The organism is Mycobacterium sp., assembly GCF_049683935.1.
In the GTDB taxonomy this organism is placed as follows: Bacteria; Actinomycetota; Actinomycetes; order Mycobacteriales; family Mycobacteriaceae; genus Mycobacterium.
The window spans coordinates 1-18,989 of sequence record NZ_JBAUJR010000244.1 but is presented as its reverse complement, the minus strand read 5'-3'; the positions used below and the strand labels follow the sequence as shown (position 1 = coordinate 18,989).

16 protein-coding genes and 1 pseudogene are annotated in these 18,989 nt (G+C 67.3%); 11 read left to right on the top strand and 6 right to left on the bottom strand.

Annotated features, from left to right (window positions below; genetic code table 11):
- Positions 1-1,274 (top strand): aldehyde dehydrogenase family protein (locus WA965_RS14100; RefSeq protein ID WP_526447657.1); only part of this gene is annotated, 1,274 nt, incomplete at its 5' end.
- Between the two features lie 42 nt (positions 1,275-1,316).
- Entirely contained in the window at positions 1,317-2,444 is a 1,128-nt protein-coding gene (locus tag WA965_RS14095; RefSeq protein ID WP_526299197.1) for an MFS transporter, read from the top strand.
- A gap of 5 nt (positions 2,445-2,449) precedes the next feature.
- Here WA965_RS14095 and WA965_RS14090 read toward each other — a convergent pair whose 3' ends face one another.
- The 3 genes from WA965_RS14090 to WA965_RS14080 all read right to left on the bottom strand — a co-directional run bounded on the left by WA965_RS14090 (position 2,450) and on the right by WA965_RS14080 (position 5,590).
- Complete coding sequence (locus tag WA965_RS14090) at positions 2,450-3,352, bottom strand: ABC transporter substrate-binding protein (protein ID WP_526299195.1); 903 nt, start codon at positions 3,350-3,352, stop codon at positions 2,450-2,452.
- A gap of 73 nt (positions 3,353-3,425) precedes the next feature.
- Positions 3,426-4,445: a LacI family DNA-binding transcriptional regulator gene (locus tag WA965_RS14085; RefSeq protein ID WP_526299193.1), complete on the bottom strand. Its 1,020-nt coding sequence runs from the start codon at positions 4,443-4,445 to the stop codon at positions 3,426-3,428.
- Positions 4,446-4,570: 125 nt separating this feature from the next.
- Positions 4,571-5,590 carry a helix-turn-helix transcriptional regulator gene (locus WA965_RS14080; RefSeq protein WP_526299191.1) on the bottom strand — a complete coding sequence of 340 codons (1,020 nt, stop codon included), beginning with the start codon at positions 5,588-5,590 and terminating at the stop codon, positions 4,571-4,573.
- Positions 5,591-5,780: 190 nt separating this feature from the next.
- On the opposite strand from WA965_RS14080, the gene urtA reads away from it, so the two are divergent.
- Genes urtA through WA965_RS14045 form a run of 7 tightly spaced genes read left to right on the top strand, consistent with a single transcriptional unit; the run spans position 5,781 to position 12,121 of the window.
- Positions 5,781-7,049: an urea ABC transporter substrate-binding protein gene (urtA, locus tag WA965_RS14075; protein ID WP_526299189.1), complete on the top strand. Its 1,269-nt coding sequence runs from the start codon at positions 5,781-5,783 to the stop codon at positions 7,047-7,049.
- Positions 7,050-7,053: 4 nt separating this feature from the next.
- Positions 7,054-7,761: an urease subunit beta gene (locus WA965_RS14070; RefSeq protein ID WP_526299187.1), complete on the top strand. Its 708-nt coding sequence runs from the start codon at positions 7,054-7,056 to the stop codon at positions 7,759-7,761.
- Between the two features lies 1 nt (position 7,762).
- Complete coding sequence (ureC, locus tag WA965_RS14065) at positions 7,763-9,478, top strand: urease subunit alpha (protein WP_526299185.1); 1,716 nt, start codon at positions 7,763-7,765, stop codon at positions 9,476-9,478.
- A 13-nt stretch (positions 9,479-9,491) separates the two neighbouring features.
- Entirely contained in the window at positions 9,492-10,109 is a 618-nt protein-coding gene (ureG, locus tag WA965_RS14060) for an urease accessory protein UreG (protein WP_526299183.1), read from the top strand.
- Positions 10,106-10,954: an urease accessory protein UreD gene (locus WA965_RS14055; RefSeq protein ID WP_526299181.1), complete on the top strand. Its 849-nt coding sequence runs from the start codon at positions 10,106-10,108 to the stop codon at positions 10,952-10,954. The genes ureG and WA965_RS14055 overlap by 4 nt, the downstream gene beginning before the upstream one ends.
- Complete coding sequence (locus WA965_RS14050) at positions 10,951-11,442, top strand: urease accessory protein UreE (RefSeq protein ID WP_526299179.1); 492 nt, start codon at positions 10,951-10,953, stop codon at positions 11,440-11,442. Before WA965_RS14055 ends, WA965_RS14050 begins: the two co-directional genes overlap by 4 nt.
- On the top strand, positions 11,423-12,121 hold the full coding sequence (locus tag WA965_RS14045; protein ID WP_526299177.1) for an urease accessory protein UreF: 699 nt from the start codon (positions 11,423-11,425) through the stop codon (positions 12,119-12,121). Before WA965_RS14050 ends, WA965_RS14045 begins: the two co-directional genes overlap by 20 nt.
- Positions 12,122-12,246: 125 nt before the next feature.
- Here WA965_RS14045 and WA965_RS14040 read toward each other — a convergent pair whose 3' ends face one another.
- Positions 12,247-12,774, bottom strand: a complete 528-nt coding sequence (locus tag WA965_RS14040) for a gamma carbonic anhydrase family protein (RefSeq protein ID WP_526299175.1) — start codon at positions 12,772-12,774, stop codon at positions 12,247-12,249.
- An 80-nt stretch (positions 12,775-12,854) separates the two neighbouring features.
- On the opposite strand from WA965_RS14040, the gene WA965_RS14035 reads away from it, so the two are divergent.
- The gene (locus tag WA965_RS14035) at positions 12,855-14,030 is read left to right on the top strand and encodes a pyridoxal phosphate-dependent aminotransferase (RefSeq protein WP_526299173.1); all 1,176 of its coding nucleotides are present in this window, start codon (positions 12,855-12,857) and stop codon (positions 14,028-14,030) included.
- A 4-nt stretch (positions 14,031-14,034) separates the two neighbouring features.
- Here WA965_RS14035 and WA965_RS14030 read toward each other — a convergent pair.
- Positions 14,035-14,474 (bottom strand): annotated as a pseudogene (locus tag WA965_RS14030) (SRPBCC family protein).
- A gap of 59 nt (positions 14,475-14,533) precedes the next feature.
- Positions 14,534-15,616, bottom strand: coding sequence for a CaiB/BaiF CoA transferase family protein (locus tag WA965_RS14025; protein ID WP_526299171.1), 1,083 nt, complete (start codon positions 15,614-15,616; stop codon positions 14,534-14,536).
- 159 nt (positions 15,617-15,775) lie between these two features.
- Between WA965_RS14025 and WA965_RS14020 the strand changes: the two genes are divergently transcribed.
- On the top strand, positions 15,776-18,964 hold the full coding sequence (locus tag WA965_RS14020) for an ATP-binding protein (RefSeq protein ID WP_526299169.1): 3,189 nt from the start codon (positions 15,776-15,778) through the stop codon (positions 18,962-18,964).
- Positions 18,965-18,989 lie beyond the last annotated feature (25 nt).

Genomic DNA, 18,989 nt, shown 5'->3' with positions numbered 1-18,989 from the left:
GCGGCGCATACCTCAAGCAGGTGGCCGAGCGGATCCGCGCTCACGCCGACGAACTCGGCGAACTGGTCTCCCGCGAAAACGGCAAGCCCAAGCGCGACGCGCTGGCCAACGACGTCTCTTTCAGCTCCAACTGTTTCGACTTCTTCGCCGGCCTCGGCGACAGCCTGCCCGGCGAGATCATCGATCAGGGCCCCATCGAAACCCGCGTCCTCTACGAACCCTACGGTGTCGTCGCATGCATCCTGCCCTTCAACTGGCCACCCATTCACTTCGCGAAAAAGGGTGCGCCGGCGCTGATCACCGGTAACACCGTGGTGATCAAGCCCGGCGAGCAGGCGCCGCTGACGGTGCTCCGCCTCGTCGAGATCGCCAATGAGGTCTTGCCGCCCGGGGTGCTCAATGCGGTGCCGGGACTGGACGCCGGTGCCGCACTGGCCGGTCACCCGCTGGTCGAGAGGATCAGCTTCACCGGGGCGACTGCGACCGGGCGACGCGTGCTGGAAACTGCGGCGCAGAACCTCACCTACGCCACCATGGAACTCGGCGGCAAGAACGCACTCATCGTGTTCCCGGACGCCGATCTGGACCTCGCTGTGGAGGTGTCCATCGAGGGGATGTTCTACAACCAGGGCGAGGCGTGCACGTCCACCGCGCGAATCCTGGTGCACGACGACGTGTACGAGACGTTCTTGGAGCTGTTCGCCAAGGCATCAACCGCCCTGGTGGTCGGTGACGGCCTCGATCCGCGCACTGATGTCGGCCCGATGGTGGATGCCCGACAACGTGATCGCGTTCTCGGCTATCTGCAGACCGCACTCGACGAGGGCGCGCGGGTGGTGGCCCAGGGTTCGGTGCCCACCGATGCGGTGTACGCCGACGGCTACTGGGTGCCGCCGACTGTGCTCGCCGATGTGACTCCGGATTCGACGGTGGGTCAGGAGGAGATCTTCGGGCCCATCGCACTCGTCATGCGCTACTCGACCATCGACGAGGCGATCGACATCGCCAACGGCACCGCCTACGGGCTGACTGCGGCGATGATCACCCGGGATGAGGCGCAGGCCTGGCACGTCGCACAACGCCTGGAAGCAGGCATGATCTTCGTCAACAACTACATGCGGCGATCTTTTCTGGGATCGCCGTTCGGCGGCATCAAAGGCAGCGGATTCGGGCGCGAGAACGCTCCGGAGACATTGCAGGAGTTCGTGCGGTCCAAGGCGGTACGGTTCCGATCCGGCCGGGGCCAGGTCCCGGTGTGGCCGCCCCGTGGCTGATCCGCCACTCTCGGCCGAAGTCGCCGAACCTGCAACAGCCCAATGATTCTCGTCCTCGCCGCTTTCGTATCGATGATCGATCGTTCGGTGATGCCGACGCTGGTGCCGGTGATCGCCGAGGACCTCGGCGCTCCGATCGAAGCGGTGGGTCAGTCGCTCACCGTCTACGCGGTCTCGTACGCCGCTCTGCAATTGGTGTGGAGCACCTCGGCGGCCCGGTACGGACGGGTCCGGGTGCTCGTGGTGTCCACAGCACTGGCGGGCCTGGCCAATGTCGGATCGGCGTTGGCAACCGACGCGCTGATGTACGGCGTCATGCGGGGACTCTCGGGCGCAGCCTTCTCCGCGACCATCACCACAGTGCTGATCTACTACGGGGACACCCTTGCACTCAGACAGCGTGCCGTCGCGACGGCGAACCTGGCAGCGGCGATCTCACTGGGTCTGGCCGCAGGAACCCTGGGCGCGGGAATGGTCGCCCAATGGTTCGGCTGGCGTTGGGTTCACGCAGTCGTCGCTGCCTTCTGCGTCGTGTTGACCGTCTGCCTGACCCGCCTGACGGAATCTGCATCAGGAACAACCGAGCGGCTACTACCGTCGATCAGGCGACTGGCCGGGAACCGTTGGGCTCTGCTGATTCTCGTTTTCACCGTGATCGAGGGCGCTCTGCTGATCGGAGTGTTCAACTACCTCGCAGTGGCCTTGCAGGCCACGGGAATCAGCGTCCTGGCCGCCGGCCTGGCGACTGCCACGTTCGGCGCCGCCGTCGTCATCGTGAGCCAACTCATGAAGCTCGTTCTCGGGCGGTGGCCGTCCTGGGTGCTCATGGTCTTGGCAGGACTCTCGATCATCGGGGCGTACACCGCTGTCGCCATCGGTGTCTCGATCACCGGTGTGGCCGCGGCGGCGTCGCTGCTCGGTCTGGCGTGGGCGCTCGGTCACACGACGATGCAGACCTGGATGACCGATGCCGTCGCCGACGGTCGGGCGATCGGGATGGCGTTCTTCTCCATAGCACTGTTTGTCGGCGCGTCGATCGGCGCAGCGGTGGGGAACCTGGCTGCCGGCGGACACCGCTTCGGCTTGCTGTTCGCGGTGAGCACCGTCGTCGCAGTGGGGTACGCCATTGCCACCAGCATCGCCCGTGCCAGATACGTCGAGCGCGAATGAAGCCCTCAGGCGACCAGAACGCCGTCTCGCATCACTTCGTCGAGCCGCGATGCCAGGCCGTCGAGCTCGGGGGCAGGCAGGAACCGGCGACGGAGCTCCACGAGCGTGCTGAGCGACGCCACGTCCACCGTTCCGTCGACGATCAGCCCCCTTGCCGGATCCCGCAGTAGCGCCACGTGTTCGACGGCCAGTTCCGTTGCAAGACCCAGCAACCGGCCAGCGGCCTCGACGGCTTCTCGCTCGAGATCACCGCCACAGAGGGACCCTGCGGTGTCACCCAGAACCTGCACCAGCCTGTCCACCGCATCGGCAGCGGGTGCCTGCCGCATCCGAGCCACCACCGTGCCCAGATAGGGGCCGAGGCAGGTGACGTCGGCGAGTAACGAGCAACCTTGCGCACGGGCGACGAGTTCGTTGCCGGCGTTTAGGATCGTCACATCGCAGCCCCCGGCGTGTAACGCGTTGGCCCGCTGCGGTGTTGAACCGAGTGCAACGATCGCGACATCGCGTTTCGAGAGGCCGAGTTCCTCCAGAAGCGCGTAGGCGACGAAGGCGAAGCCGGAGTTCGGGACATCGACTCCGAGGCGTCCGCCGCGCAGGTCGGCAGGACCGGCGACATCGGGCCGCACCCCCAGACACAACCCGAGGCCGCGGTCGATGCCGGCGACGATCTCCACATCGAGCAACTCGCCCAACGGGTTCGCGGGCAGGAACCGGTAGGCCAACACATTGTCAGGACTGGTGAAGACGGCGTCGTACTCGCCACCCCGCAGGGACGCGAACTGCGCGGGCGACGAGCGCACCGGGACGTCACGGACCTCCAGATCGGCGTCCGCCAGCCGACCTGTCGTTCGGGCGACGTCCAGAAGTACCGAAGGGCTGAAGACCCCGAGCGTGAGCTGATCCATCGGCTGCAATCGATTGTAGTGACGGTCCTCTGCAGCGTACCCGTAGCGCCACCATGTCGACCGCCCGAGTCCGTCAGTCCCCGACAGGCCCGGTGGAGCCGCGAACCACCAGCGAGACCGGCAGCGTCACCGTCGCACCTTCCTGCGCACCGGCATCGATGCCGCGCAACAACAACCGGGCGGCCTCGGCTCCGATTTCCCGCAGCGGCATGTGCACCGTCGTCAACGGTGGCCAGAAATCCTCCGCGAAGGGCATGTCGTTGAACCCGACCACCGACACGTCTTCCGGGCAGCGCAGACCTTCCGCCCGCAGCCTTCGGATCAGGCCGAGCGCCACGAGATCGTTCCCGGCGACCAACGCGGTGGGACACCTGCCCCGGCCCGCGAGGATCTGATCGGCGACGTCGAAACCAGCTTCGATGGTCAGTCCCGAGGCATAGATGGTGCCGTGCTCGACACCCGCCTTCGTCGCTGCGGCTTCGAATGCCTCGGCGCGCGAGCGGGTGGTCGAGAAATTCAGAGGACCCGCCGCATGGACGATATGCCGATGCCCGAGGTCGAGCAGATGGGCCAGCGCCAGGTCGATTCCGTGTGCATTGTCGCCGGAGACCAACGGGAATCCGCCCATCCCCGCCCCGCGGTTCACCAACACGACGGGCACGTCGGCCGCCGTCGCCTCGTCGACGACGGTGTGATCGTCGAGCCGTCCGGTCGCGAGGATGAACCCGTCGACCCTGCGCTGCAACAACGACTCGAGAACCGAGATTTCCACATCGTCATGGGAGTCGGTGTTCGCGATGAGCACGGTGTACCCCTGAGCCTGCAACACGTGTTCGATCCCGCGGATGATGGGCGGGAAGATCGGGTTCATCAGATCGGGAATGATCACCCCGATCGTCATCGACCTGCTGGTGCGCAGGCCGCGCGCCATCGCGTTCGGTACGTATCCGAGTTGGCGCGCCGCGCGCTTGACACGCTTGAGCGTCTCGGCGTTGACCTGGTCCCGGGTCTGGGCGTTCAGCGCCCGCGACACGGTCGCCTTGTGGACCTCGGCCAGGCGTGCCACGTCATCGATCGTCACTCGCCGCGGCATGCTCGGAGCTCCCCTACCCTCCCTGGAGCCCGGGCTGATGGGCTCCGGAGCCAGATTACCGCCCGATGGCTGCGAACTGGCCGAGGTGGTGCAATCGTTCGCAAGGCTGCCTGGCCCCGGAACCGTCAGGCGAGTTCGCGGGCCACGCTCGCCGCGTTCAGGTCGGCCAGGATGCGCCCCGACACCAGACCCCATGACATCGCCAGCGAGACACACGACGCGCGATTGCTCGCGCCGAGTTTCACGATCGCGTTCTCGACGTGGTGACCGGCAGTACGGGCGCTGATGAACAGGCGACCCGCGATCTGGTTGTTGGTCAGCCCGAGCACGGCCAGGGTGAGGGCATCGAGCTCGCGAGGCGTGATGCCGAAGGGCAATTCGGCTCTGCTGACCAGGATCACACCGCTGAGGCTGTCACCGCGATAGCGCGGCGAGGTGGAGATATGGCGGGCGTGCAGCCAGGAGGAGCCGTCGTGCCACCGTGTCGCGTCCGGCCGTAGATGCGCGCCGAGCGCTTGGGTGGCCAGCGCCATGTCCGACACCAGCGGGGTGGCCAGCGGGTTCTCGAACGCATCGCCGCGTCGCAACAGGTGCGTGCGTCCGGCGTCGTCGACGGCCCATGCCTGGGCGTCGGGTGAGAGCAATTCGGCGACCATGCGGGGCCGCAACGAGAAGTCCAAGTGCTCGGCCATCTGCCGGCGCAGCGCATTGATCTCGAGGACGTCGTCATCACTCGGATAGCGCGGATCGTCACAGTTGACGTGGATCGTGCCTGCGTAGCTGCCGTCGGCGGTGACCAGGCGCGCAGACAGACCCTCGTCGAATCCGGCGGGGGTGAACACGGACGTGACCGAGTACGTGCTGCGATAGTCCGGGAAATCGCGCCAGCGCAGCGCGCCGAGGTCGCGGCTGCACATCGACTCGAACAGCGGGTCGTGGTCGATGAACCACGTGTTGAGGTGGGCGATCACCTCGTCGGGGTAATCGTGGTTGGCGACCGCGACGTGGTTGCGGGCGATCGGGTCCCACAGGCAGATCGCCGAAGCCGAGGAGGCGGCGCGCGACCCGAGAGCGTCGAGCATCTCGTGCGCGCGCGTCTCGATGCTGGCCGTGCTGCCCAGCACGTCTCCGTAGGTGCCTGCCATCTGGCACATCATCGACAGCCGACGTTTCCGCAGTGTTTCGCCGTCGGGGCGGACACGCAAACACCGGCGGCAAATGGGAGATTCGTCCCATAGTCACCCGGGCCGCGCCGTTCCTACGCTGGCGGGCACCAGGAACGACGGCACAGTGCGGTGCCTGAGCTGACGGCACGAAGCAGAAGGCGTACCTCACATGTTTGGTTCATCGATAGGTTCCACCGGCCGGTTCCGGCACCGAACTCTCGCGCTGGCGACAGCGGTGACACTGCTGGCCGCCGGCTGCGGCAGCAGGGCGGGCGACGACACCGCCTCCGCCGTCCAGGAAGGCTGCGCCGACACCTCGGGCGAGACCGTGAAGGTCGGCGCGATCAACTCGCTGTCCGGCGGCCTGGCGGTCAGCGAGTCGGTGATCCGCGACGCGATCGTGCTGGCCGTCGAGCAGGTCAACGCCTCCGGTGGCGTCCTGGGCAAGCAGCTCGACCTGATCGGTGAGGACGGCGCATCGGAGCCGACCGTGTTCGCCGAGAAGGCGCAGAAACTGGTGCAATCCGACTGTGTCGCCGTGGTATTCGGCGGCTACACCTCGGCGAGCCGCAAGGCCATGCTGCCGGTGTTCGAGAACGCCAACGCGCTGCTCTACTACGGCCAGCAGTACGAGGGCCTGGAGAGCTCACCCAACATCTTCTACACCGGGGCGACCACCAACCAGCAGATCATCCCTGCCCTGGACTACCTCAAGCAGCAGGGAGTGCAGTCGCTGTACCTGGTCGGCAGCGACTACGTGTTCCCCAGGACGTCCAACGCGATCGTCAAGGCGTACGCGGAGGCCAACGGCATCGAGATCAAGGGCGAGGACTACACGCCGCTCGGCAGCACCGACTTCTCGACCATCGTCAACAAGATCCGTGCCGCCGACGCCGACGCGGTGTTCAACGTGGTGGTCGGCGACTCGTTGGTGGCGTTCTTCCGCGAGTACCGCGCCGCGGGGTTGACCGCGGAAGCGATGCCGGTGATGTCCATGTGTGTCGGAGAGGACGAGGTCCGCAGCATCGGCCCCGACACACTCGTCGGCCAGCTGTCGTCGTGGAACTACTACCAGACCCTCGATTCGCCGCAGAACACCCAGTTCGTGGCCGACTTCAAGGCGAGGTTCGGAGCGGACCGGGTGACGTCCGACCCGATGGAATCGGCGTACGCAGCGGTGTTGCTGTGGAAGGCGAACGTCGAGAAGGCCGACTCGTTCGAGGTCGCCGACATCCAGGCGACCGCCGACGGGGTCACCGTCGACGCACCCGAGGGCACCGTCAGCATCGACGGCGAGAACCACCACGTCACCAAGACCGCCCGGATCGGCCGCGTCGCCGCCGATGGGCTGATCTACCAGGTCTGGGCGTCGCCGGCACCGATCGAACCCGACCCTTATCTGGACGGCTATCCGTGGGCCGAGGGAATCACGGGCTGAGACCATGCATCTCACGCCCAAAGACGAGGACCGACTGCTGCTGTTCCTGGCCGCCGAACTCGCACGCAAGCACCGTTCCGCAGGCCTGGCCCTGAGCTACGCCGAGGCCCGCGCCCTGATCGCCGACGAGGTCGTCGAAGCCGCTCGTGCCGGCGCGACGGTCGCCGAGGCCGCCGCACACGGCGCCACGGTGCTGACCGACGACGACGTGATGCCCGGCGTGACCACGCTGCTGGGCTCGGTTCAGGTCGAGGCGTTCTTCGCCGACGGTCAGAAACTGGTGACCGTGCACGAGGCGATCGGCCCCGGTGCCGGTGCGACGAGTGAGCCGTCGGTCATCCCCGGCGAGATCCTGACCTGCGACGGTGAACTGGAGCTCAACGCGGGCCGCCCCGCCACCACCCTCACCGTCGAGAACACCGGCGACCGCCCCATCCAGGTGGGATCTCATTTCCACTTCTTCGAGGTCAACCGGGCGCTGCGGTTCGATCGGACGGCCGCCTTCGGCATGCGCCTGGACATCCCGTCCGGAACCGCTGTCCGCTTCGAACCCGGTGAAGCACAGGAGGTCTCGGTCACGCGGTACGGTGGCGAACAGGTGGTGGTGGGCCAGAACGACGTGACCAATGGGTCGACGGTGGGTGCGCCCACCGGCGAGCTCACGGCGCGGCTGCATGCGCAGGGCTTCCTGGATTCGGCACGAGGGTCCTGACGTGGCGCATCGCATCTCCCGCAGGCACTACGCGGAACTGTACGGCCCCACCACCGGGGACCGCGTCCGGTTGGCCGACACCGAGCTCCTCGCAAAGGTCGAGCACGACGCGACCGTCTACGGCGACGAATCGGTCTTCGGCGGCGGCAAGACCATGCGCGAGGGCATGGCGGTGCACGGCGACCTCACCAACGCCGGCGGCGCCTTGGACTTCGTCATCACCAACGTCCTCGTCATCGACGCTGTGCTGGGAATCCGCAAGGCCGACATCGGTATACGCGACGGCCGTATCGCGGCTGTCGGCAAGTCCGGCAATCCGCGCACGATGGACGGGGTTCACCCCGACCTCGTCATCGGCGCCGGTACCGATATCCGCGCCGGCGAAGGCATGATCGCCACGGCGGGCGGCATCGACGTGCACGTGCACTTCGACAGCGCCGGACTGGTCGAGGAAGCCATCTCCAGCGGCATCACCACGATGATCGGCGGCGGCCTGGGCCCCGTCACGGTGGGCATCACGTCCTCGGGTCCGAACAACCTGGCACGGATGCTGCGCGCCGCCGAGGGATTCCCGATGAATTTCGGATTCATCGGCAACGGCAGCGCGTCGAGCACCCCACCGTTGATCGAGCAGGGTCTGGCAGGGGCGATCGGCTTCAAGATCCACGAGGACTGGGGCGCCACCCCCGCCGCCATCCGCGCGTCCCTGGACGCCGGCGACGAACTCGACCTTCAGGTGCAGATCCACACCGACACCCTCAACGAGTCCGGGTTCTTCGAGGACACGATGGCCGCGATCGGCGGCAGACCTATTCACACCTACCACGCCGAGGGCGCGGGCGGTGGCCATGCCCCCGACATCATGCGCGTGGTCGGCGAACCGTACTGCCTGCCCTCGTCGACCAACCCGACAAATCCGTACACGCTCAACACCTTCGACGAACACCTCGACATGGTGATGGTGTGCCACCACCTCAACCCACGGATCCCCGAGGATGTCGCATTCGCCGAGTCGAGGATCCGGCGCGAGACCATCGCCGCCGAGGACGTACTGCACGATCTGGGTGCGATCTCTGCGATGGGTTCCGACTCCCAGGGGATGGGCCGCATCGGTGAGACCATCGCGCGGACCTGGCAACTCGCGTCACACATGCGGGCCACCAGGGGCGCCCTGCCCGCCGACGAGGGCACCGGCGCCGACAACGCACGCATCCTGCGCTACGTCGCCAAGCTGACGATCAACCCCGCGAGACTGTTCGGGATCGACCACGAGGTCGGATCTCTGGAGCCCGGCAAGCTGGCCGACATCGTGCTGTGGGAGCCGAAGTTCTTCGGCATCCGGCCCGAAGTGGTGTTCAAGGGCGGGTTCCCGGCGTGGTCGGTGATGGGTCAGGCCAACGCCTCGCTGATGACGTGCGAACCGCTGCGGTACCGCCCGCAGTGGGCGGCGTTCGGCCGCACCCCGGCCGACGTGTCGGTCAACTTCGTGGCGGGCGCGGCGATCGAGGCGGGACTGGGCGACCGACTCGGTCTGGACACCAGGTTGGTCGCCTGCCGCGGCGCGCGGGCGTTGACCAAGGCCGACCTGCTGCACAACGACTATCTGCCGAACATCACCATCGAACCCGACACCTACCGCGTCACCGTCGACGGCGAACCCTGTGTGAGCACCCCGATGAGCAGTGTGCCGCTCGGGCGGCGGTACACCCTCAAATAGCAAGGAGCACAACATGGGCGAAGCGATACGCATCGGCATCGGCGGGCCGGTGGGCTCAGGCAAGACCCGGCTGGTCGAACGCCTGGTGCCGGAGTTGACCCGTGCCGGACTGAGCGTCGCCGTGATCACCAACGACCTGGTGACCGACGAGGATGCCCAACGCGTGCGTCGCAGCGGGGTCATCGATCCCGAAAGGGTGCTGGCGGTGGAGACCGGCGCGTGCCCGCACACCGCCATCCGTGAGGACCCGTCGGCCAACCTTGCCGCGGCCCACCGGCTGAGCCGGCAGTTCGCCGACCTCGACGTGATCCTCATCGAGTCCGGCGGCGACAACCTGGCGGCCACGTTCACCTCCGACCTGGTGGACTACTGGATCTTCGTGATCGACACCGCCGCCGGCGACGACATCCCCCGCAAGAAGGGAATCGGTCTACTGCAGGCAGACCTGTTGGTGGTCAACAAGATCGACCTCGCGCCGCTGGTCGGCGCCGACCTGGACACGATGCGCCGCGACTGCGCTCTGGCCCGCCCCGTCAAACCGACGGTGTTCACCGATCTGCGAACCGGGCACGGGCTGGCCGAGCTGACCGAGCGGCTACTGGACGGCGCGATGCTGGTGAGTCAGCGGTGACCGCGCCCCTGTCGATCGTGGCGGGTGAGCTCGGCATCAACGTCGTCGCCGATGCGTCGGGCCGCACCCGTGCCACGTCGTTGCGACAGTGTTATCCGCAGCGGGTGACCATGCCGCTGCGCTGTGACCCCGACCATCCCGGCGCCGCCACCCTGTGTGTGCAGAGCCCCAGCGGCGGCGCGTTCTCCGACGACGAGTTGCGCACCACCGTGCGATGCCACCCGGGCACCCACCTGCACTTGACCACCCAGGCCGCCACTCAGGTGTTCGCCGGCCACGGGCCCGGCGCCCGGCACCAGCTCAGCTTCTCGGTGCTTGCCGGCGCCGTCCTCGAGTACTACCCGGGAACGGTCATCCCCCATGCAGGTGCCACCTTCTGTCAACGGCTCGACGTCGATGTCGCCCGCGGCGGGGTCTATTTCGGCTGGGAAGCCGTTGCGGCGGGCCGGATCGCCCACGGCGAACGCTTCGGCTACGACTGCTACGACAGCGCCTTCGTCGTCCGCGTCGACGGTCGACCCGTCGGCCGCGACCGCCAGGTGATCCGACCGCGCACCGCAGGCGTCGGCGGGTGCCTGATCGAGGGCGATTATCTGGCGACGTTCGTCGCAGTGGCACCGGGCCGGGCAGTCGACGGTCTGCTCGCCGAGGTCCGGCGGATCCTGATCGGACTCGACGATTGCCGGGGCGGCGCCGGCCGCCTCCCCGCGGACACGGGCGTCTTCGTCAGACTGGGCGCCCGGCATGCGCCGGCGCTGCAGCGAGCCCGCCGAGCACTGTTCCACGCATCCCGCGCCGCGCTCCTGCCGGTCATCCACAGCTCTGCGGAATCGAGTGAGAAGTGAAAGTGCACAGCATCATCGGCCACATCGCCGAATCCCGATTCGCCGGCCGCCGTCGACACTTCGTCGACATCGGCTGGGGCGACGCCGCCAAGCACCGGCAGGTCGTCACCTCCGACTCGGGTCTCGAGGTGCGAATCACGCTGCCGCGCGGCGCCTTTCTGCGCGACGGTGCCGTCATCTGCGACGACGGCACCGACGTGGTCGTCGTCCGGCGTCCCGCCGAGCCGGCCCTCACGGTGCGATTCGACGACAACGACGGTCCCGAAGCCGCCCGTCGGATGCTGTTGTTGGGGTATCTGCTGGGCAACCAGCACGCGCCCATCGACGTCGGGGGCGATGCGCTCGCCGCACCGCTGTTCACCAGCGCGCAGGCGGCCCGACAGATGCTGACCGAACTCGGCGTGACCGGCGATGTCGGATCCGCTGTGATGGCCACAGACGGTTGGTCCCGAACGTCGGCGGAGACCCATGCCGGCCACCACCACTGATCCGGCCGTCGCACTCGCGCTGTGGATGCAATTGCACGACAGCGCTTTTCCGACGGGGCGAATGGTCCACAGCCAGGGGCTCGAAGAATGGCTCGCCGAACGCCCCGACGCCGGACCCGACGAGATCGGGGCCGTCGTCACGGAGTACCTGGCGAACGGCTTTGCACCGTTGGACGCAAGCATCACCGCCGCAGCCTGGCGCTCCGCCCCCTCCCCGGTGGTGCTGCGCGAACTCGACGACCTCACCGCGACCTACAAGCTGTTCGACAACGCCCGGACCGCATCGGAGGCGGCGGGCAGGCAGTTGGCCACCGCCGCGACCGAGATCGGGTTGATCGGGGACTGCGGCTATCTGGACGCGGTGCTCACCGGACAGACGCCGGGCCACAACGCCGTGGTGGAGGGCGCGTTGCAGGCACGTCTCGGAGTCACGCTGCACGTCGCGGTCCTGGGATCGATGCGCTCGATGATGGCCTCGATGCTCAGCGCCGCCATCCGGCTGGGCCGCCTCGGTCCGCTAAACAGCCAGCGGATCCAGTCCCGCTGCGTCGACCAGGTCGTCGAACTCGCCCATGACGCATGCCGCCGCAGTCTCGATGACCTGTGGAGCACCGTGCCCACCCTCGAGATCAGCGGGATGCGTCACGAGACCCGCACCTCCCGCCTTTTTGCCACCTGACAGGGGCACCCGGCCGCACTCGGATGAGGTTGTCTACGACACGTACCCCTCAACCCGTATCGCGGAAATCGATCGTGGGCGGGCGGCGCCTGACCCCGGCCCGGAGACAGACATCACACCACAACTCAAGGCGCAACCGCGCCCCGATGCACACTCAGCAGATATTCATAGGCCGACGCATTCACTCGATTGGCCTCGATCTCCTCCGTCGTGAGCTCGCGGCGCACCTTGGCCGGCACGCCCGCCACCATCGACCGCGGCGGGATGACCATCCGCTGCGGCACGACCGCTCCTGGCGCGATGAGGGATTGGCAACCGACGATCGCACCGTTGCCGATGACGGACCCGATGCCGATCAGGCAGTCGTCCTCAACCGTGCACCCGTGGAGTACCGCATTGTGCCCGATGGTGACTCGCTCACCGATCTTGGCAGGGAAGCCCGGATCCGTATGGATGGTGACGCTGTCCTGAACGTTGGAGCCCTGACCCACGACGATCGGCTCGAACTCCGCCCTCAGCGTCGCTGAGTACCACACGCTGACATTGGTGCCGAGCGTGACGTCACCGATCACAGCCGCGTTCGGCGCCACCCAGGATGTAGCGGCCAATCGCGGCGTTCGGTCCGGAAGAGCGATGATCAGCGGTTCAGCCATGCGCCGATTGTGCCCAACGCCAACCCTGCGACCCAACGTGGGTTCTCGTCCGGCAATCGAGCACTTAGGCTTCGAGCCTGATGACGGTTCACAGGTTGCAGCCCTACGCGGTGACGGTCTTCGCCGAAATGTCGGCCCTGGCGGCCCGGATCGGTGCCGTCAACCTCGGGCAGGGGTTTCCCGACGAGGACGGCCCGCCGGCGATGCTCGAGGCGGCCCGGCAGGCGATCGCCGACGGGGTCAACCAGTATCCGCCCGGCCCGGGCATCCCGGCACTCCGGCAGGCGATCGCCGACCAACGTCGCCGCCGTTACGGCACCGGGTACGACCCGGACACCGAGGTCCTGGTGACCGTCGGCGCCACCGAGGCCATCGCCGCGTCCGTGCTGGGGCTCGTCGAACCCGGTTCCGAGGTGCTGCTGATCGAACCCTTCTACGACTCGTACTCCCCGGTGATCGCCATGGCCGGCTGTCACCGGCGTGCTGTCCCGATGCGGCCCGTGGGGAACGGCTTCGCGATCGACATCGACGGGCTACGCAGCGCCGTCACCGCGAAGACCAAGGCGATCATCGTCAACTCTCCCCACAATCCGACCGGCATGGTGGCTTCCGACGACGAGCTTCGGGCGTTGTCCGAACTCGCTGTCTCCGCCGATCTGCTGGTCATCGCCGACGAGGTCTACGAGCACCTGGTCTTCGACGGCAGACGCCATCTGCCGCTGGCCGACTATCCGGGGATGGCCGAGCGCACCATCACCATCTCCAGCGCGGCCAAGATGTTCAACGTCACCGGTTGGAAGATCGGTTGGGCCTGCGGGCCGGCCGACCTCATCGCCGGGGTGCGGGCCGCCAAGCAATACCTCAGCTATGTCGGCGGCGCCCCGTTCCAGCCCGCAGTGGCTCAGGCCCTCGCGACCGAGGACGCCTGGGTGGGTGCGCTGCGTAATTCGCTCCAGTCGCGGCGTGACCGGTTGGGCGCGGCACTTCTCGACATCGGGTTCGACGTGCACGACAGCGTCGGAACGTACTTCCTGTGCGCCGATCCACGGCCGCTCGGTTACGGCGACAGCACCACGTTCTGCGCGGAGCTACCGGAACGGATCGGGGTGGCCGCCATCCCGATGTCGGCGTTCTGCGATCCCGCGGCCGCTCATGCAGATCAGTGGAATCACCTGGTGCGCTTCGCCTTCTGCAAACGAGACGACACCCTCGACGAGGCGATTCGGCGACTGCAGACGCTGTCGCTGCGAAGCTGAAGCGTTACTGCGCGGCGGCCATGACGCGCTCCCGCAGGTTCTCCAGCGCCACGTCGAGAACCATCTTCTTGGCGCGCTTGACCAGGAACGACGGATAGGGCGCAGCCAGGTCCATGATCAGGTCGAACCGGACCCGCGTCTTGTCCTCACCCACCGGAGTCAGGTTGTACTCGCCGTGTTGACCGCGCTGCTGCAATGTCTGCGCCGCGTCCCAGACCACCCAGTCGTCGCCCCAGTGGTACTCCAGGATTCCCGGTCGGTGATGCCCATGATCTTGACCGTCGCCCTGACGTGGTGGGGACGGCCGTCGGGATAACGGTCGAGCACCTCGGCGTCCTTGTGCAGGATCGACCACGACGCCACCGCCTCGATGTCGGCCAGCGCCTCCAGGATCGCCTCGGGCCCAGCGTCGATCACGACCTCACTGGACGCTCGGACCGCCATACCGGCAAATCCTAGCCATACGAGCGGCCTCGTGTGGAGGTTTCAGCAGCTAACCCTGCTCACCACCCGATCCGGTCGACCGGGGTGGCGCTCCGCGGCGGCGCCGCCACCGGATCCGGCGGGGTCCTCGAGAAGCGGGGCGCCGGTGCCGCCTGATCGACGCCGTCCCGCGTGACGATGGTTCCGCGGGCCCGGAGGTGTTCGCTGTGGGCTGCTTCGCTCCAGGTGAGAACCGGCGTGACGCAGGCGTCGGTGCCGGCGAAGATCTGCGTCCAGTCGTCGCGGGTCTTCCCGGCGAACCGTTCCGCGAACAGCGCGTGCAGGGCGGGAAACGCCGACCGATCCCTCTGGGCCGGCAGTTCGTCGGCCGAGAGTCCGAGACCGGACAGTAGCTGCGCATAGAACTGGGGCTCGATCGCACCGACAGCCACGTACCGCCCGTCGGCGGTCTGGTAGGTGCGGTAGAACGGCGCGCCGCCGTCGAGCAGAAACGACTCCCTTTCGTCCTTCAGACTCCCGAGCGCCTTCATCGTCCACGCCATCTGGGCCAGCATGCTGACCCCGTCGACCATTGCGGCGTCGATCACCTGTCCCCGTCCGGACTGCTCACGCTCGAACAGTGCGGCCATGATGCCCACCAGCAGCAGCATCGATCCGCCGCCGAAGTCGGCGACCAGATTCAGCGGCACCACCGGCGGCCTGTCGCGATATCCGATGGCCGCCAACGCTCCCGTCTGCGACAGGTAGTTGATGTCGTGACCGGCAGACGTTGCCAGGGGACCGTGCTGGCCCCATCCGGTGATCCGGGCGAAGACGAGCCGCGGGTTGACGGCCTCGCAGTCCTGCGGCCCGATGCCGAGGCGCTCGCAGGTTCCGGGCCGGAATCCGTCGATCAGCACGTCGGCTTTTGCCACCAGATCGAGTAGCACCTGCCCATCCGACTTCAGATCGAGGTCGACGACCCGTTTGCCGCGGTGCATGAGATCGAGATCCTCTCGGGGCATTTGGAGGCCGCCGCCGGGGCGGCGCACCCGGACCACGTCGGCACCCAGATCGGCCAGCACCATGCCGGCATGCGGCCCCGGGCCGATGCCGCCGAGTTCGAGGACTCTGACGCCGACCAGGGGGCCCGTGTTGATCACCGTTGCAACGTAACTCAGGACCCCGTTTGCTCAGCAGGTGGGCAGCCCCTGGTCCATCGTGGGGATTGTCCCCGCCGAGATCGATTCCGGCGCTGCTGGTCGATTATCGGCATATTCTTGCCGGCAGGGGCAATCGAACCCGGAATCGGCGGTGCTCGGATGACGGCAGGCGTGGTGTGCCGATCATGTGGCACAGCGCTTCGAGGTAGCGCCAACTACTGCGACGAATGCGGCGCTCCCACTGCCGTTTCCGCCGATGCGGCTACCTACAAGCAGGTGACGGTGCTGTTCGCCGACGTGGTGCGGTCGATGGACATCGCGGCCGCTGTGGACCTGGAGCGATTGCGCGAGATCATGACCACGCTGGTGGAGCGGTCGGCGGCCGTCGCGCAGCACTACGGCGGGACCGTGGAGTCCACCGGCGACGGGGTGATGGCATTGTTCGGCGCACCGATTGCTCTGGAAGATCATGCTTTTCGCGGCTGTCTCAGTGCGCTGGCTATCCAGGTGGAGGCGCGCCGGTTGGCCGAGGACGTGCAGCGTCGTGACGGGCTGGCGCTGCAACTGCGGGTGGGACTCAACTCGGGCCGGGTCATTGCCGGTGAGTTGGGTTCGGGACTGCTCGGGTATGCCGCGATCGGCGAGACGGTCGGGTTGGCGCAGCGGATGGAATCGGTGGCCCCACCCGGTGGGGTGATGCTCTCGGAATCCACCGCGCGCCTGGTCGAGGACATCGCCGTTCTCGGCGAACCCGAGTGGGTGCACATCAAAGGGTCCGAAGAACCGGTGCGTGCACACACATTGGTTGGCATCAGCCGGCGGGAGGGCCTGATCGGGCACACCGAGGCAAGCCTGGTCGGACGGCGATGGGAGATGGCCGCGCTCGACGCCCTCGTCGATCACACGATCAGCGGCCGGGGCGGTGTGGTGAATGTCGTGGGACCGCCGGGGATCGGCAAAAGCCGCGCGGCACGCGAGACCGCAATGCTCGCGGCGAGTCGCGGAGTCGAGGTGCACTGGGCCTTCTGCGAGTCCCATGCCAGCGACATCCCCTTTCAGGTGGTAGCGCGACTGCTGCGCTCGAGCACCGGCGTCGCCGACCTCGACGAGGATGCCGCCAGGGTTCGTCTGCGGAGCGAACTCCCTGAAGCCGACCACGAAGACCTGCTGCTGCTCGACGATTTGTTGGGCATCGCCGATGCCGATGTGCCGCTGCCCGCCATCGACCCGGACGCCCGGCGGCGCAGGCTGACCACACTGATCAACACCGCATCGATGGCGCGCACCGAACCCGCACTGTTCATCGTCGAGGACGCGCACTGGATCGATCCGGTCAGCGAGTCGATGCTGGCCGACTTCCTGTCCGTCATTCTGCGTACCCCGTCGATGGTGCTGATCACCGCCCGACCCGAGTACGAGGGAGCGCTCACCCGGGTGTCCGGCGCGCAGACGATTGCGCTTGCGCCACTGGCAGATTCGGATACCGGGGCGCTACTGGGCGAGCTGCTGGGATCGGATCCCTCGATCGGGGAGCTTGCGGCGATCATCACCGAGAGGGCCGCCGGTAACCCGTTCTTCGTGGAGGAGATGGTCCGTGAGCTCGAACAGCGCGGGGCGCTCGCGGGTGAACGCGGCGGGTATGTCTGCCGGGCGGATCTTTCCGAACTGACTGTGCCGGCGACGGTGCAGGCGGCCATCGCGGCGCGCATCGACCGGCTGGCCGCCCCGGCAAGGCGGACACTGAATGCCGCCTCGGTGATCGGAGCCCGCTTCGGGGCCGAGCTGCTCACCGCCCTTCAGATCGATCCGGTTCTCGACGAGTTGCTCAGTACCGAGTTGATCGATCAGGTGCGGTTCACCCCGAGTCCCGAATACGCCTTCCACCACCCGTTGATCCGCGCGGCGGCCTACGAATCACAGCTGAGATCCGACCGCGCCGAGTTGCACCGGCGCCTGGCCGCCGCGATCCAGAAGTCCGATGCGGGGTCGGTGGCGGAGAACGCGGCGCTGATCGCCGAACATCTGGAGTCAGCCGGCGAGCTGCGCGAGGCGTACGGCTGGCGCATGCGTGCCGGCGCGTGGTCAACCGAACGCGACCTCCGCGCCGCGCGATTCAGCTGGGAACGGGCGTACCGCATCGCCGACGCACTGCCCGACAGCGACCCCGACCGGCTGCCGATGCAGATCGCACCTCGCACGATGCTGTGTGGGACCGCATTTCGAGTCCACAAGAATGTGGCCGGCGCACACTTCGAGGAGTTACGCGAACTGTGCACCGTCGCAGGGGATAACGCGTCCTTGGCGATCGCCACGGCCGGATTGATCATGGATCACACGTATCACGCGCGTATCCGGGACGCGTCGCGGGTGGCCTCGGACGCCATGGCGCTGGTCGAGGCGGTCGGCGATCCGGACCTGACGGTGGGATTGTCCGTTCCGATGATCTACGCCAAGATCGAGAGCGCCGAGTGGTCTGACGTGTTGGGGTGGTCGCAGACCGTCATCGACCTTGCCGACGATGACCCCTCCAAAGGCAACGTCCTTTTCGGGTCACCTCTGTCCGTCGCACTGACGTCGCGGGCCATGGCCCGGTGGTTCATGGGTCGTCCGGGATGGCGCGACGATCAGCGCCACGGCCTCGCGATGGCCCTCGCCGCCGACCCCCTGTCGCTCGCTGCGGCCCCGCCCTACGTCTACTTTCTGGGGATCCCGTACGGTGTGCTGCGCCCCGACGATCCTGCAGTGCGCGAGATCGAGGATGCACTGCGGATTGCCGAGAGATCCAGCGATGACCTCGTGTTGGCCAACGCCCGGATGACACTGGGAATCGCTCTGGTGCACCGGGACACGATCGCGGAGCGCGACCGCGGACGGTGTCTTCTGGCCGAAGTCGGAGAGATCTTCGTCAAGGGGGAACACAACCTGGCCGACCTACCCATCGTCGAGGTGTACGTCGCGCGTGAGCAGGCCCGCAGCGGACACCGTGAGACGGCAATACCGTTGATACGCAACGCTGTCGATCATCTTCACCGCGAGAAACGGCTTCCTGTGTGGGCCGTCGCGGCCACAGGCGTGCTGGTGGAAACCCTGCTCGCGGAGGGCACCGAACGTGAGGTCGCCGAAGCGGAGTCCGCCATCGCACAGTTGGCAGCGGCGGATGTCGGTGAGGGCTTGGTCGTGCGGGACATCTGGGTGCTGCGCCTTCAGACTCTACTGGCGCGGGCCCGCGGCGATGCCGGTGTGTACGCGCGTCTGCGGGATCGTTATAGCGCAACCGCGACATCGCTAGGGTTCGAAGGACACATCGACTGGGCCGAGGCGATGATCGAGGGTGAGGACGTGTCGTGATTCAGCGCCAGGCCTCCCCTCAGTG

Coding starts and splice junctions, on each gene's coding strand:
- WA965_RS14095 (WP_526299197.1), top strand. CDS start 1,317: ATGATTCTCGTCCTCGCCGCTTTCGTATCGATGATCGATCGTTCGGTG.
- WA965_RS14090 (WP_526299195.1), bottom strand. CDS start 3,352: ATGGATCAGCTCACGCTCGGGGTCTTCAGCCCTTCGGTACTTCTGGAC.
- WA965_RS14085 (WP_526299193.1), bottom strand. CDS start 4,445: ATGCCGCGGCGAGTGACGATCGATGACGTGGCACGCCTGGCCGAGGTC.
- WA965_RS14080 (WP_526299191.1), bottom strand. CDS start 5,590: ATGGCAGGCACCTACGGAGACGTGCTGGGCAGCACGGCCAGCATCGAG.
- urtA (WP_526299189.1), top strand. CDS start 5,781: ATGTTTGGTTCATCGATAGGTTCCACCGGCCGGTTCCGGCACCGAACT.
- WA965_RS14070 (WP_526299187.1), top strand. CDS start 7,054: ATGCATCTCACGCCCAAAGACGAGGACCGACTGCTGCTGTTCCTGGCC.
- ureG (WP_526299183.1), top strand. CDS start 9,492: ATGGGCGAAGCGATACGCATCGGCATCGGCGGGCCGGTGGGCTCAGGC.
- WA965_RS14045 (WP_526299177.1), top strand. CDS start 11,423: ATGCCGGCCACCACCACTGATCCGGCCGTCGCACTCGCGCTGTGGATG.
- WA965_RS14040 (WP_526299175.1), bottom strand. CDS start 12,774: ATGGCTGAACCGCTGATCATCGCTCTTCCGGACCGAACGCCGCGATTG.
- WA965_RS14035 (WP_526299173.1), top strand. CDS start 12,855: ATGACGGTTCACAGGTTGCAGCCCTACGCGGTGACGGTCTTCGCCGAA.
- WA965_RS14020 (WP_526299169.1), top strand. CDS start 15,776: ATGACGGCAGGCGTGGTGTGCCGATCATGTGGCACAGCGCTTCGAGGT.